We start from the raw sequence: 13321 nt of genomic DNA on the forward strand, positions 1-13321 counted from the left end.
GTCGGCCCCAACCGCGATCAGCCTCCACCATGGCACCTTCCGCGGCGCCGTGCCCTAGAACGCCACCAGCCCCCTGCCTGCTCCGGCCGTGCTGCGCCTCAGCGAGCTGAAACTGCCGCTCGATCACAGCGCCGCCGATCTGGAGGCGGCCATCACCCAGCGGCTGCGGCTGGCGCCCGGTGAACTGCGCCGCCACCATCTGGTGAAGCGCAGCGTCGATGCCCGGCGGCGCGGGGCCATCGCCCTGGTGTATTGCCTCGACCTCGAGCTCGAGGGCGGCGCCAGGCGCCGCCTGCTGCGCCGCTTCGCCGGCGACCCCCACCTGCGTCCCACCCCGGACAGCCGCTACCGGCCCGTGACCCGGGCCGATGGGGCGAGCGAGGCGCTGCGGCCTGTGGTGGTGGGCGCCGGCCCTTGTGGCTACTTCGCCGCCCTGCTGCTGGCCCAGATGGGTTGGCGGCCCCTGCTGCTGGAGCGGGGCAAGGTCGTGAAGGAGCGCACGGCGGACACCTTCGGCTTCTGGCAGGGACGGCGCCGCTTCGATCCCGGCTCCAACGCCCAGTTCGGCGAGGGGGGTGCGGGCACCTTCTCCGACGGCAAGCTCTACAGCCAGGTGAGTGAAGAGCCCGCCTACATCCGCAAGGTGCTCGAAGAGCTGGTGGCCGCAGGGGCCGACCCCGACATCCTCACGCTGCACCACCCCCACATCGGCACCTTCAAGCTGGCCACGGTGGTGCGGGGGCTGCGGGCCCGGATCGAGGCCCTGGGCGGCGAGGTCCGCTTCGGCCAGCACGTGGTCGAGCTGCTCCTGGAGGACGGGGCCGACCGGCAGCTGGCCGGTGTGCGCCTGGCCGATGGCACGGCCATCGCCACCCGGCATCTGGTGCTGGCGCCGGGCCACAGCGCCCGCGACACCTTCCAGATGCTGCACGAGCTGGAGGTGGCCATGGAGCCGAAACCGTTTGCGGTCGGCGTGCGGATCGAGCATCCCCAGGCCCTGGTCGACCAGGCCCGCTGGGGGGAGGCCGCCGGCCATCCGCGCCTCGGGCCCGCCGAATACAAGCTGGTGCACCACTGCAAAGCGGACGCCACAGCCGGCCGCAGCGTCTACAGCTTCTGCATGTGTCCCGGCGGACTGGTGGTGGGCGCCACCTCGGAGGAAGGCTGTGTTGTCACCAACGGGATGAGCCAGCACTCCCGCCGGGAACGCAATGCCAACAGTGGCCTGGTGGTTCCCGTGAGCCAGGAGGATCTGGCGCCCTACGGGGAGCCGGGGGGGGAGGCCCTGGCCGGGATGGCCTTCCAGCGCCACTGGGAACAGCAGGCCTTCCGCGCCGGCGGCAGCGACTACCGGGCACCGGCCCAGTGGCTGGGGGATTTCCTGGAGCGTCGCCCCAGCCAGGAGGCGCCCCCGGGAGCGGTGGAGGGGTCGTACCAACCCGGACTCCGCTTCGGCAGCCTCGATGGCTGCCTGCCGGACTATGTGCTCGAGGCGATCCGGGAGGCCCTGCCGGTCTTCGCCCGCCGCATCCCTGGCTACGCGATGGAGGGCGCCCTGCTCACCGGGGTGGAGACGCGCACCTCCTCGCCGCTGCGGTTGCAGCGTCACCCAACGCGCCTCGAAAGCCTCAACACCCCGGGGCTGTTCCCGGCGGGGGAAGGGGGAGGCCATGCGGGCGGCATCCTCTCAGCAGCCATCGACGGCATCAAGGTCGCGGAGGCCGTGGCCCTCAGGCTTTGTCCGCCGCCGCTCCCTGGGAGACCACCCCACTCCACTGCACGGCCCTGACCCCATCACGGCGCCAGGAATGGAACAGCAGCGGTTCCGCCACTGTGCAAAGCGGGCAAAGGGCAATCTGCTCCTGCGCCACACCGTCTCGCTCCAGCTGCAGCGCCGTGGCCCGGCGGATGTCCAGCCGATCCCGGCCGGGGGCCGGATCCAGCAGCAGGGCACCGCAGCGTTCCAGATCCGCCAGGGCGCTATCGGGCACCGGGCCACTGGCGTCGGCCTCCATGGCGGCCGCCACCTGCAAGGTCACGGAGCGCTCCACCTGGTAGCGGAGGCCGTCCACGGCCGGCCCGAGCGCCACCCGCAGCTGCTCCCGGCACGCCCCGTCCGCCACCAGCGCCTCGATCGCCGCCGGCACGATCCGGGCCGCGACCCCACGCCAGCCGGCGTGGCAGGCCGCCACCCGGCCGCCGGCGGGGTCAACGATCAGCACAGGAGTGCAGTCGGCGCCGCACACCCAGAGGCTCTGCCCCCCGCCATCGCTGCGCAGTCCATCGGCCTCCGGCCAGGGGGCCCGCTCGGTGGCGGCGGCGGCCAGCACCGTGCCGCCATGCACCTGGCGGGTGCGATGCACGCTCACACCCGCACTGATCTCACCGGCCAGCTCCTCCGGCTCACGGCCCTGCCACTGGCGGGTGAAGAAGCCATGCTCGAAACCGGCCAGCAGGTCGCACTGGAGGTAATAGCCGCCGTAGGTGCCCACCCAGGTCCAGCCGGGCAGGTCATTGAAGCCCGCATCGGGCCGCTCGAAGGGGGGCTCGAGCGCCTCAGCCATCCGGCAGGTCCCGCAGCAGCCAGAACCCTTCGAGGGTCGGCGCCTCCTCGCTCGCCTGGATGGCGATGAACTGCAGACCGCCGGCCTGCTCCCGGGCTTCCGCCAGCGCCCCACTCGCCAGCCGGGCTTCCTCCTCCGGCAGACGAGCCAGGATCCAGCGGTCCTCCAGCCCGGCCTCCAGCACCAGCTGACCGGCGCAGACCTCCAGCCGCGTCGGCTCCAGGCCGGACAGCCAGCCGGCGATGGCCAGGGCCCGCCGGCGGCTGAACAGCCGGATCCCGGGAACGGGGGTGGCGGGATCCACGCCGTCAGGCAGGGCCACCAGGCCGGGGAAGGCGATCTCCCAGCCGCCGGCTTCGGCCAGGGTCGCGGCACTGAGGGTGGCCCAGCTCCAGCTGTCGCCGCGGGCCGCCTCCGGCAGGGGCAGGGCCACCGGCGGGATCGGTTGCGGGGGGGGGGCCAGGGGACCGGCCATGTAGCCCGGCTCCTGGGGGTAGACGGTGGCCTGTCGCTCCCTTAGCCACTCCACCAGGCCGTAGCAGCGCCGGCTCGGCACCAGCTCCAGGCCCAGCCCTTCGGCGGCCCGCTGCACCATGGCGCGCATCGAGCCGCGCCAGCAGCGCAGCCGCCGCGGCGGACCGAAGCCCTGCTCCGCGGCGTCCTTGATGGCCGCTTCGATCGCCCCTCGCAACCACTGGGAATTGACGCTGGCGGCCGGGCACGCCATGGACCAGCGAAAGGGGACCGGGGCCGGCTGCAGCCCCGCCGTGGTGCAGATCAGCAGCTCCCAGCGCTTCTTGCCATCGGCCTCCAGGATCGGCCTGGAGTAGTAGTCGAGTTCCCAGTCAGGGCCAGGCGTCTGCAACGCTCTGCTCATCCTGCGTCCTGTTCCTGCTGGCGCAGCAGCGAGCGGGCCCGGTGGGCCCGGTCCTCGGCCTCGGCCATCACGGTCTCTTTGGCGATCAGCAGTTCCCCTGCGGGACCTTCGAGCAAGGCGGTGTTCAGGGCGATGCGACCCCGGGCCGGGTCGATGGCCGTGACCAGGGCCTTGATGTGTTCCCCCTGCTGGAAGGCCTCCCGCAGGTCGCGCAGGACGCCGCCGGTGATGCAGGAGTGGTGCAGCAGGCCGCTGACGCCGCCCAGGTCGATGAAGTAGCCGTAGGGCTTGATGGAGGCCACATGCCCTTCCACCAGCTGGCCCACCTCCAGGGTGGCGAAGCGGGCGGCGCTGGCGGCCCGCTTTTCGGAGAGCACCAGCTTGCGGGTCTCGGCATTGACCTCCAGGAAGGCGACCCCCAGGGTCTGGCCGACGAGGGCTTCGTGGTTCTCGCCTTCGTTGAGCTGGGAGCGGGGGATGAACCCGCGCAGCCCCTCCAGATCGCAGGTGACGCCGCCGCGGTTGAAACCGCTCACCTTGACCTGCACCACCTTGCCCTCCTTCTCCAGCTGGCGCACCTTCTCCCAGCTGTGGCGCAGGGCGAGGGCTCGGGCGCTGATGGTCACCATGCCATCGGCGTTCTGCTCGCGGGTGACGAGCACCTCGATCGGCAAGCCCTTGGGGAAGCGCTCCTTGAGGTTCGTGATCACCCCGAGGCCGCACTCACTCTTGGGCATGAAGCCGGGGGCCTTGCCGCCGATGTCCACATAGACACCGTCGCTTTCCATGCCGATCACCACCCCCTTGACCACCTCACCGGTGGTGCCGACCGGAGCGTTCTCATCGAGGGCGGCGAGGAAGGCCTCCTCATCGAAATCGAAGTCATCCACGGTGCGGGCCTGGCGGGAGGCCGCACCAGGGGCAGCCTCAGCGGCGGCGGCGGCAGATCCGCGGGAGGTCGAACCGCCACGTCGATCGGTTGCCGGGCCGAGCAGATCGGCCATGGTGAGGCCTTCGAGGCCGTCCATGTCGAAGCGGGTCCCATCCGCCGGGGGGAACGACGGCGGCCGCACCGGGGCTGCTGCCGGGCTCGATGCCGCTGGGGTGGGGGGCGCTTCGGCCGCCACCTCCTCCTCCTTCTTGATCATCAACACCTGGGGGGGCTTGCGCAGCGGCACAGGGGCCGACCCGGAAGGCCTCGCCGGCGGCATGGGGCGCTGGGCGGGGTTCCGGGGCTGACGCGGCGCGGGGTTGCCGGTTCCTGCCATGGAGGTCCTCAGCGAAGCACGGGGCTCCACACTGTACGAACTGCCCGCTGAGGCCAGTCCTCCCGCCAACGATGTCCCCCAGCACCGAGCGACGTCTCGCCAATCTCAGCTGGACGACGGTGCGTGAACAGGCGGCCCGTCCGGGAAGCACGGTGGTCTGGCCGTTCGGTGCCATCGAGCAGCACGGCCCCCTGCTGCCCCTGGGCACCGATGCCCTGTTCGCCGAGCGGGTGGCCGAGACGGTGCTCGAGCGGCTCGACCCCGACCTGCCGATCTGGCGGCTGCCGCTGCAGAGCATCGGCTTCTCGCCGGAGCACCTGGGTTTCCCTGGGACCCTCAGCCTGCCGGCCGATCTGGTGATCGCGCTGGTGCGCTCCGTGGGCCAGGGGATTGCGGCGGCGGGCTTCCAGCGGTTGGTGCTGTTCAACGCCCATGGCGGCCAGATCGGTCTGCTGGAGGCGGCGGCACGGGAGCTGCGGGTGCTGGAACCCGGCCTGGCGGTCCTGCCCTGCTTCCTCTGGCGAGGCGCCGATGGCCTGGCGGAACTGATTCCCGAACCCGAACGCAGCTCCGGACTGCATGCCGGCCTGGCCGAGACCAGCCTGATGCTGTTTCTGGAGCCGGCCACCGTCGGCGCCCTGCCCGCCGCGGACGGGCTTGCCCCCAGTCCTCCACCCCCCACCGGCTGGAGCCTGGAGGGGGCCTGCCCCTGTGCCTGGCTCACGCAGGAACTGAGCGCCAGTGGCGTCATCGGTGATCCCAGCGGTGCCAGCGACGACCTCGGCCGCAAACTCTTTCTGCGCCTGGTGGGCAGCTGGGAGCGGCGCCTCGACGCCCTCGTGCGCAGCGAGTGGCCACCGACTTCCGGCAGACCATGACTAGAGTCGCCTGATTGCCTGAGCCTGTGGTTCCCATGCCCACCCTCGAAACCACCACGTCCGTTGATTCCGCGCTGGATCCCTCATCAGGCCCTTTCGAGGGGAGCGAACTTCCCGACTTCACCACCGCCACCTACAAGGACGCCTACAGCCGCATCAACGCGATCGTGATCGAGGGCGAGCAGGAAGCCCATGACAACTACATGTCCCTGGGGACGTTGCTACCCGACCAGGCCGAGGAGCTGGCCCGCCTGGCCCGCATGGAGCTGAAGCACATGAAGGGGTTCACAGCCTGTGCCAACAACCTGGGCGTCACCGCCGACATGCCCTTCGCCCAGGAGTTCTTCTCCCCCCTGCGCAACAACTTCCAGGCGGCCCTCAAGGACGGCAAGGTGGTCACCTGCCTGCTGATCCAGGCGCTTCTGATCGAAGCTTTCGCCATCTCGGCGTATCACATCTATATCCCTGTGGCTGATCCTTTCGCCCGCAAGATCACCGAGGGGGTCGTCAAGGATGAGTACACCCACCTCAACTACGGCCAGGAGTGGCTCAAGGCCCACCTTGAGGAGTCCCGCGCCGAGCTGGAGCAGGCCAACCGCGACAACCTGCCCCATGTGCGTCGCATGCTTGATCGGGTGGCCGCCGATGCCGCCGTCCTGCACATGGAGAAGGAAGACCTGATCGAGGATTTCCTGATTGCCTACCAGGACGCCCTCACGGACATCGGCTTCACCCCTCGGGAGATCGCCCGCATGGCTGCCGCGGCCTTGGTGGGCTGAGCCAACGGCTCAAGCTCACCGGGAGAGGATGTAGCGTCGGCGACATCCGGCCCCATGTCCGCCGCCGCTTTCCTGTCCCTGCATGTTCGGCCTCATCGGTCATTCCACCAGCTTCGAGTCGGCGCGCAACCTGGCGCGAAGCCTCGGTTTTGAGGAGTACGCCGATGGGGATCTGGACATGTGGTGCAGTGCTCCCCCCCAGCTGGTGGAGAGGATCAGCGTCACCAGCCCCACGGGCAAGCGCATTGAAGGGGCCTACATCGATTCGGTGTTTGTACCCGAGATGCTGAGCCGCTTCAAGACGGCGAAGCGCAAGGTGCTGAATGCCATGGAGCTGGCCCAGAAGAACGGCATCGACATCACCGCCCTGGGGGGCTTCACCTCGATCATTTTCGAGGATTTCAAGCTGCTCAGGGAGCAGCAGGTGCGTGCCACCACCCTGGACTGGCAGCGGTTCACCACCGGCAACACCCACACCGCCTGGGTGATCTGCCGCCAGGTGGAAGAGAACGCCCCACGGCTGGGCATCGACCTGCGGCGGGCGAAGGTGGCCGTGGTGGGAGCCACCGGTGACATCGGCAGTGCCGTCTGCCGTTGGCTCTCCCAGCGCACCGGCGTTCAGGAGCTGCTGCTGGTGGCCCGCCGTCCCCAGCCGCTGGCCGATCTGCAGCAGGAGCTGGGCGGTGGCCGCATCCTTTCGGTGGACGACGCCTTGGCGGAGGCGGACGTGGTGGTGTGGGTCGCCAGCCTGGCCCAGGCCAGCAGCCTCGATCCCAGCCGCCTGCGCCGTCCCTGCCTGATGATTGATGGTGGCTATCCCAAGAACCTGGACACAAGGGCCGCTGGCGATGGCATCCATGTGCTCAAGGGCGGCATCGTCGAATTCGGCTCCGACATCGGCTGGCAGATGATGGAAGCGGCGGAGATGGCCAACCCCCAGCGCCAGATGTTCGCCTGCTTCGCCGAAGCGATGCTTCTGGAGTTCGAAGGTCTGCACACCAACTTCAGCTGGGGCCGCAACAACATCACCCTCGAGAAGATGGATCTGATCGGCGGCGCCTCCATTCGCCACGGGTTCCAGGCCCTGAGCCTGGACATTCCAGCCCCAGTCCCCAGCCTCTCCTCCACCTGATCCCCCCCTCCTCGACCATGGCCCGCCGCGTCCTGCTGGACTTCGAGAAACCACTGGTGGAGCTGGAGGAGCAGATCGAGCAGATCCGCCAGCTGGCCCGCGATTCCGAAGTCGATGTGAGCCAGCAGCTGCTTCAGCTGGAAACCCTCGCCACCCGGCGCCGCGAGGAGATCTTCAGCTCCCTCAGCCCGGCCCAGAAGATCCAGGTGGCCCGCCACCCCCAGCGGCCCAGCACCCTCGATTACATCCAGGTCATCACCGACGAGTGGATCGAGCTGCACGGCGACCGCCGCGGCAACGACGACCGCGCCCTGGTGGGCGGAGTCGGCCGGATCGGTGACCAGGCCGTGGTGCTGCTCGGCCACCAGAAGGGCAGGGACATGAAGGAGAACGTGGCGCGCAACTTCGGCATGGCCTCACCCGGTGGCTACCGCAAGGCGATGCGGCTGATGGACCACGCCGACCGCTTCCGTCTGCCGATCCTGAGCTTCATCGACACCCCCGGGGCCTACGCCGGGGTCAAGGCCGAGGAGGAGGGCCAGGGCGAGGCGATCGCCGTCAACCTGCGTGAGATGTTCCGCCTGCGGGTGCCCATCATCGCCGTGGTGATCGGTGAGGGGGGCTCCGGCGGCGCCCTCGGCATCGGGGTGGCCGATCGGCTGCTGATGTTCGAGCACAGCGTCTACACCGTGGCCAGCCCCGAAGCCTGCGCTTCGATCCTCTGGCGCGATGCGGCCAAGGCGCCCGCCGCCGCCGAGGCCCTGCGCATCACCGCTGCCGACCTGCTGCAGCTGGGGCTGGTGGATGCCCTGCTGAAGGAACCCTCGGGGGGAAACCACTGGGCGCCGATGCAGGCCGCCGAGACTCTCCGTACGGCCCTGCTGGGCCAGCTCGCCGAGCTGCAGATCTGCAGCGAATCCGCCCTGCTGGAGGCCCGCTACGCCAAGTACCGGCGCATGGGCCAGGTTCTCGAGGGGGCGGCGACGGATCCCGCTTACGCGCCGTAGGGTTGAAGCGTTGCCTGGCTGCCCGTTGCCCGCCGCCCTGATCACCGGTGCCTCCCGCGGCATCGGCGCCGCCGCCGCCCGCCGCTTTGCCGACGAGGGCTACGACCTGCTGCTGGTGGCCCGAGGCCGTGACGACCTTGAGGGGCTGGCCGAGGACCTGCGGGGGATGGGTCGCCGCGTTGAAACCCTTGCTCTCGACCTGGCCCACTCGGAGGCCATCCCCGCGGCCATGGCAGAGCTGCTCGGCCGGGGGCTGGCGCCTTCGGTGGTGATCAACAACGCCGGTGCCGCCTGGACCGGTCCCCTGGCGGCCATGCCCATCGAGCGCTGGCAGTGGCTCCTGCAGCTCAACCTCACCAGTGTCTTCCAGGTCTGCATGGCGGCGCTGCCCGGCCTGCGCCAGGCCGGGGGCGGTCGGATCATCAACGTCAGCAGCCATGCCGCCCGGAATGCCTTCCCCGAATGGGGGGCCTACTGCGTCAGCAAGGCCGCCCTGGCCTCCTTCAGCCGCTGCCTCGAGGCGGAGGAACGCTCCGCCGGCATCATGGTGAGCACCCTCACCCTCGGGGCGGTGAATACACCTCTCTGGGACAGTGAAACCGTCCACAGTTCCTTCGACCGACGTGCCATGCTTTCAGCGGAGCAGGTGGCTGATTCCCTGCTCTACCTAGCGCGGCAACCCCATTGCCAGACGGTTGAGGACCTCACCCTGATGCCTGCCGCCGGAGCCTTCTAACCCCCCTCATGACATCCACCCTCCCCAACGGCCTCAGCGCCCGTCAGGCCGCTTCGGTCACGACCCCCATTCCCGTCAGTCTGCGAATTCGCGAGCGACTGCAGAAGGAAGGGGTGCCATTCCTGGCCAACGACAACATTTCAGAGCACTTGCGCGACGGTGAGCTCGACCAGTTGGAGATTGAAGTGGCCGGCAAGGTGCGCGAGTTGCTGCGCAGCCTGGTGATCGATATCGAGAACGACCACAACACCGAGGAAACGGCCGAACGGGTGGCCAAAATGTATCTCCACGAGGTGTTCAAAGGCCGCTACCACGAGCAGCCCAAGATTGCCAGCTTCCCGAATGTGAAGCACCTCGATGAGATCTACACCGTCGGTCCGATCTCCATCCGCTCCGCCTGTTCCCACCATTTAGTGCCGATCCTGGGCAACTGCTGGATCGGGATCAAGCCTGGCGAACGGGTGATTGGGCTGTCGAAGTTTTCCCGGGTGGCCGACTGGGTCTTCTCACGGCCCCACATCCAGGAAGAGGCCGTGATCATCCTCGCCGATGAGATCGAACGACTGTGTGAGCCCCTCGGCCTGGCGATCCTTGTGAAAGCCCAGCACTACTGCATGAAGTGGCGCGGCGTGAAGGAGCCCCAGACCAGCATGGTCAACTCCGTCGTGCGCGGTGATTTCCGCCACGACCCCAGCCTCAAGCAGGAGTTCTTCGAACTCGTGCGTCAGCAGGAGTCGATGCTCGGCAACTGAGCCGGCGGTTGCCCCTCACGACCCGGGTCGGGCCAAGACCGGCCCCACCACCTGGGAAACGCTGCGCTGGCTGCCGTTGGAGGTGGGCACCGCCACCACCACCATCACCTGGTAGGCCACATCTGCCGGCGTCAGGGCATAGGTGGGGCCGCTGGCCCCCTGGATGAGCTGCCAGTTGCGACGGCCGGGGGCCAGGCGGTACCAGTGGAAGGCACTGGGTGGCAGGGCAGCCAGAAGATCCGCCGTGGCCGTGGCCTGCAGCAGCGCCCCCTGGCGGGCCTCCCCCTGCAGCAGCAGCTGGTTGAGTCCGGTGATCCGCTGCTCCACCGCCCCTTCGATCTGCTGATCGCCGGCGATCTCCTGACGCAGCAGCTGGATCTGCCGCTGGGGGTCGGCCGTGATCCCCGGCACACACTGCAGCGTCCCCTGCACCAGCTGGCAGCCCACCAGGTCCTGGGCCTTGAGGCCGGCCCCTGGCCCGATCACGAGCAGCAGGCCCAGGGGGAGGGCGGCGGGGGCAGCGAGGGCGCGACGAAGGAAGGACAAAAGAGGCTCAGGGGTCGGACTGCTCCGATCCTGCACCCGGCAGCGCCAAACGCCAATCAACCGGTGGGGGACCCACGCACCGCTGCCAGCAGGGCCGCGACCCGGGCCAGGTTCTTGACGCCGGGGCGATCCTCCAGAGAACTGGAGGCATCGAGACCATCGGGGTGGAGCCTGGCCAGCAGTTCGGACACCGTTTCGGGGCCGACGCCGCCGGCCAGCCACCAGGGAACGTCTGACTGGAATCCCTCCAGCCAGTCGATGGGGATCCGGTGCCCGGTGCCCCCCAGCTGGCCGGGCTGCCAGGCATCGAGCAGCAGGGCCTCCACCACCTCGGCATAGCGGGCCGCCGTCTCCAGATCCTCGGGGGAACGCACCCGCAGGGCCTTCCAGAGGCGCACATCCAGCCGCTGGGCCAGCTCACGGCAGCGCTCCACGCTTTCGTCCCCATGCAACTGGAGCACCGCGTGGCCCCGGCCCACGGCCAGCTCCTCCAGCTGGTCATCGCAGGGATCGGCCACCACCAGAACACCGAAACAGCCGCCGCCGGCAGCCATGGCCGCGAACAGGTCGGGCCGCTGCGCCGGCGGCACGAAGCGCGGCGAGCTGGGCACGGCGATGACGCCGATCGCATCGACCCCCAACGCAGCGATGGCGGTCGCCTGGGCCGGCTTCATGAGCCCACAGATCTTCAGCAGCGGTGAGGAAACCAGAAGCGGGTCGGCCGGGCTGCCTTTCTAGGATGGGCGCGACAACCCGGCACTCGCCGGATCTCTGCCCGGACGGTGCCCGTGGGTGAAGGCTGGCAACTGCTGACGATCCGCGGCATTCCCCTGCGCATCCACCCGAGCTGGTTCGTGATCCTGCTCCTGGCCACCCTGGGGTTCCAGCAGCAATACGCCCTCAGCCTCCGCGGCCAGCTCACCCCGGCGGCGCTCTGGGCCGTGGCCCTGGTCACCTCCCTGGCCCTGTTCGTCTCCGTGCTGCTGCACGAGCTGGGCCATTCCCTGGTGGCCCTGCGGCAAGGCGTGAAGGTGAAATCCATCACCCTCTTCCTGCTGGGGGGTGTGGCAAGCGTGGAGCGGGAATGCTCCACCGCCCGCGGCGCCCTGATGGTGGCGGCGGCCGGTCCGGCAGTGAGCCTGGTGCTGGGCATCGGCCTGCTGGCCTCCACCCACGCCGCCAGCCACTTCACCCCCGTGCTGGGGCAGGTGGTGGAACGGCTTGGCGCCCTCAACCTGATCCTGGGGCTGTTCAACCTGCTGCCCGGACTGCCCCTGGATGGGGGGCTGATCGTCAAGGCCCTGGTCTGGGAGTTCTCCGGCAGCCAGCGGCGGGGCGTGGAGGTGGCCAATGCCTGCGGCCGGTTCCTGTCCCTGTTCGCCGTGGGGCTGGGGACGGTGCTGCTGCTGCGGGGTGGCGGCATCGGCGGGGCCTGGCTGATCCTGCTCGGTTGGTTCGGCCTGGGGGCCGCCCGCAACCAGAAGCAGATGCTGGTCGTCCAGCAGGCCCTCAAGGATCTCAAGGTCAAGGACGTGGCCCAGCGCCGCTTCCGGGTGCTGGAGGCCGACACCAGCCTGCGGGAGCTCAGCCGGATCCGCCTAGGCACCGCTCCGCCGATCGCGGAGGCCGGCGAAGGCACCCCCCCCGCCGACAAGGACACCAACGGCCCAGCCGACTGGCTGCTTGTCTGCGACAGGGGCCGCTGGCAGGGTGTCATTGATGACGCCCCTCTCCAGGCCCTGCCGGTGCAGTGCTGGGACAGGGAGCGGGTGGGGGACCACCTCCAGCCCCTCTCGAGCCTGCCCGCCATCCCGGAATCCGCCCCGCTGTGGCAGGCGGCCCTCCAGCTCGAGGACGGCAATCACCAACGGCTCCTGGTGCTGAGTCCCGCCGGATTGCCCTACGGCACCGTGGAGCGACCTGAGCTGGGAGAGGCGGTGCTGAAGAAACTTGGCCTGCGGCTGCCCGCCAATCTGCTCTCCGCCGCCCGGCGTGAGAACGGCTACCCGCTGGGTATGGCCCTGGGTCAGGTGGCCCGCGGCATGGTCAGCTCAGGGGAGGTGTCCCCGCTCACCGACAAGGTCACCCGATAACGCTCCAGGTGCGGGGCGATCGTGGCCAGGGCCGCGGGGCTGAGGGGCATTCGCTCACCGACGTTTCCCTCCAGCGGGGGCAGCCAGCGCCCCGCCGAGCGATAGAGATGCTGCTCCAGGTTCTCTGCGGCCAGCGGCAGGGGATCGAGGTCAGGGGGATTGTCGCCGAACACCTCCCTCCAGAGGACAGGACAGGGATCCAGCTGAATCGAGCCGTGCTGCAGCAGATGGCCGGCGCGCCACAACTGGGCACTGCCCACCCGCTTGGCGCCGTTGGCATGCACCAAATCGGCGGCGGTGCTGGTGGCAAAGCAGCTGCTGCGCTGCAGGCTGGCCGCCTGGCTGCCACCCAGAAGCGGCTGGCCCATGGCCGCAAACGCCTCAATGAGCCAGGCGAGGGCCTGGCCATAGACCTGGGCGCGGGTTCCCTGCGGCCGGGGCCACACCAGGGCGTAGGTGAGATCACCGCCGTGGAGCACGGCCCGGCCGCCACTGGGCCGGCGCACCAGATCAAGGCGCCCCTGCCGGGCCAGATCCCACCAGTGGGGCTCCAGGTGCCGTTGGTGCCAGCCCAGGGACAGCGTCGGCCGCAACCAGCGGTAGAGACGAAAGGCCGGCGCGGGAACCGCTGCGGCGGCGGAATCCACCGCCCCCTGGCCATCCAGCAGCCAGGCATCGATGGCCATCTG

At 69.6% G+C, this 13321-nt stretch carries 15 protein-coding genes; 9 read left to right on the forward strand and 6 right to left on the reverse strand.

Annotated elements, in window-relative coordinates; all coding sequences use genetic code 11:
• Positions 1-88 precede the first annotated feature (88 nt).
• Positions 89-1789: an NAD(P)/FAD-dependent oxidoreductase gene (locus tag KQ305_RS08925; protein ID WP_259725063.1), complete on the forward strand. Its 1701-nt coding sequence runs from the start codon at positions 89-91 to the stop codon at positions 1787-1789.
• Here KQ305_RS08925 and KQ305_RS08930 read toward each other — a convergent pair.
• Genes KQ305_RS08930 through KQ305_RS08940 form a run of 3 tightly spaced genes read right to left on the reverse strand, consistent with a single transcriptional unit; the run spans position 1731 to position 4568 of the window.
• Positions 1731-2564: a polyphenol oxidase family protein gene (locus tag KQ305_RS08930; protein WP_259725064.1), complete on the reverse strand. Its 834-nt coding sequence runs from the start codon at positions 2562-2564 to the stop codon at positions 1731-1733. The genes KQ305_RS08925 and KQ305_RS08930 overlap by 59 nt on opposite strands.
• On the reverse strand, positions 2557-3441 hold the full coding sequence (locus KQ305_RS08935; protein ID WP_259725065.1) for a Tab2/Atab2 family RNA-binding protein: 885 nt from the start codon (positions 3439-3441) through the stop codon (positions 2557-2559). The genes KQ305_RS08930 and KQ305_RS08935 overlap by 8 nt, the downstream gene beginning before the upstream one ends.
• Complete coding sequence (locus tag KQ305_RS08940) at positions 3438-4568, reverse strand: S1 RNA-binding domain-containing protein (protein WP_259725104.1); 1131 nt, start codon at positions 4566-4568, stop codon at positions 3438-3440. Before KQ305_RS08940 ends, KQ305_RS08935 begins: the two co-directional genes overlap by 4 nt.
• Here KQ305_RS08940 and KQ305_RS08945 point away from each other — a divergent pair.
• The 7 genes from KQ305_RS08945 to folE all read left to right on the forward strand — a co-directional run bounded on the left by KQ305_RS08945 (position 4468) and on the right by folE (position 9993).
• Positions 4468-4680: a hypothetical protein gene (locus tag KQ305_RS08945; RefSeq protein ID WP_259725111.1), complete on the forward strand. Its 213-nt coding sequence runs from the start codon at positions 4468-4470 to the stop codon at positions 4678-4680. The genes KQ305_RS08940 and KQ305_RS08945 overlap by 101 nt on opposite strands.
• A gap of 100 nt (positions 4681-4780) precedes the next feature.
• Complete coding sequence (locus tag KQ305_RS08950) at positions 4781-5587, forward strand: creatininase family protein (RefSeq protein ID WP_259725066.1); 807 nt, start codon at positions 4781-4783, stop codon at positions 5585-5587.
• 35 nt (positions 5588-5622) lie between these two features.
• Positions 5623-6366, forward strand: coding sequence for an aldehyde oxygenase (deformylating) (locus tag KQ305_RS08955; protein WP_259725067.1), 744 nt, complete (start codon positions 5623-5625; stop codon positions 6364-6366).
• Positions 6367-6448: 82 nt separating this feature from the next.
• Entirely contained in the window at positions 6449-7498 is a 1050-nt protein-coding gene (locus KQ305_RS08960) for a long-chain acyl-[acyl-carrier-protein] reductase (protein WP_259725068.1), read from the forward strand.
• A gap of 17 nt (positions 7499-7515) precedes the next feature.
• Positions 7516-8505, forward strand: coding sequence for an acetyl-CoA carboxylase carboxyltransferase subunit alpha (locus tag KQ305_RS08965; protein ID WP_259725069.1), 990 nt, complete (start codon positions 7516-7518; stop codon positions 8503-8505).
• Positions 8506-8530: 25 nt separating this feature from the next.
• Positions 8531-9241, forward strand: coding sequence for an SDR family oxidoreductase (locus KQ305_RS08970; protein WP_259725070.1), 711 nt, complete (start codon positions 8531-8533; stop codon positions 9239-9241).
• Between the two features lie 8 nt (positions 9242-9249).
• Positions 9250-9993 (forward strand): GTP cyclohydrolase I, encoded by a 744-nt coding sequence (gene folE / locus KQ305_RS08975; protein WP_259725071.1) that lies wholly within the window; start codon positions 9250-9252, stop codon positions 9991-9993.
• 15 nt (positions 9994-10008) lie between these two features.
• Here folE and KQ305_RS08980 read toward each other — a convergent pair whose 3' ends face one another.
• The gene (locus KQ305_RS08980; RefSeq protein ID WP_259725072.1) at positions 10009-10539 is read right to left on the reverse strand and encodes a hypothetical protein; all 531 of its coding nucleotides are present in this window, start codon (positions 10537-10539) and stop codon (positions 10009-10011) included.
• Between the two features lie 56 nt (positions 10540-10595).
• The gene (locus tag KQ305_RS08985; RefSeq protein WP_399231120.1) at positions 10596-11213 is read right to left on the reverse strand and encodes a phosphoribosylanthranilate isomerase; all 618 of its coding nucleotides are present in this window, start codon (positions 11211-11213) and stop codon (positions 10596-10598) included.
• A gap of 114 nt (positions 11214-11327) precedes the next feature.
• Here KQ305_RS08985 and KQ305_RS08990 point away from each other — a divergent pair, with 114 nt between their 5' ends.
• A complete protein-coding gene (locus KQ305_RS08990) occupies positions 11328-12632 on the forward strand; it encodes a site-2 protease family protein (RefSeq protein WP_259725073.1) in 1305 nt (434 codons plus the stop codon).
• On the opposite strand, the gene KQ305_RS08995 is transcribed toward KQ305_RS08990, so the two are convergent.
• A complete protein-coding gene (locus KQ305_RS08995; protein WP_259725074.1) occupies positions 12566-13318 on the reverse strand; it encodes a lipoyl protein ligase domain-containing protein in 753 nt (250 codons plus the stop codon). The genes KQ305_RS08990 and KQ305_RS08995 overlap by 67 nt on opposite strands.
• Positions 13319-13321: the final 3 nt, after the last annotated feature.

The organism is Synechococcus sp. CS-1332, assembly GCF_025127995.1.
GTDB lineage: Bacteria > Cyanobacteriota > Cyanobacteriia > PCC-6307 > Cyanobiaceae > Cyanobium.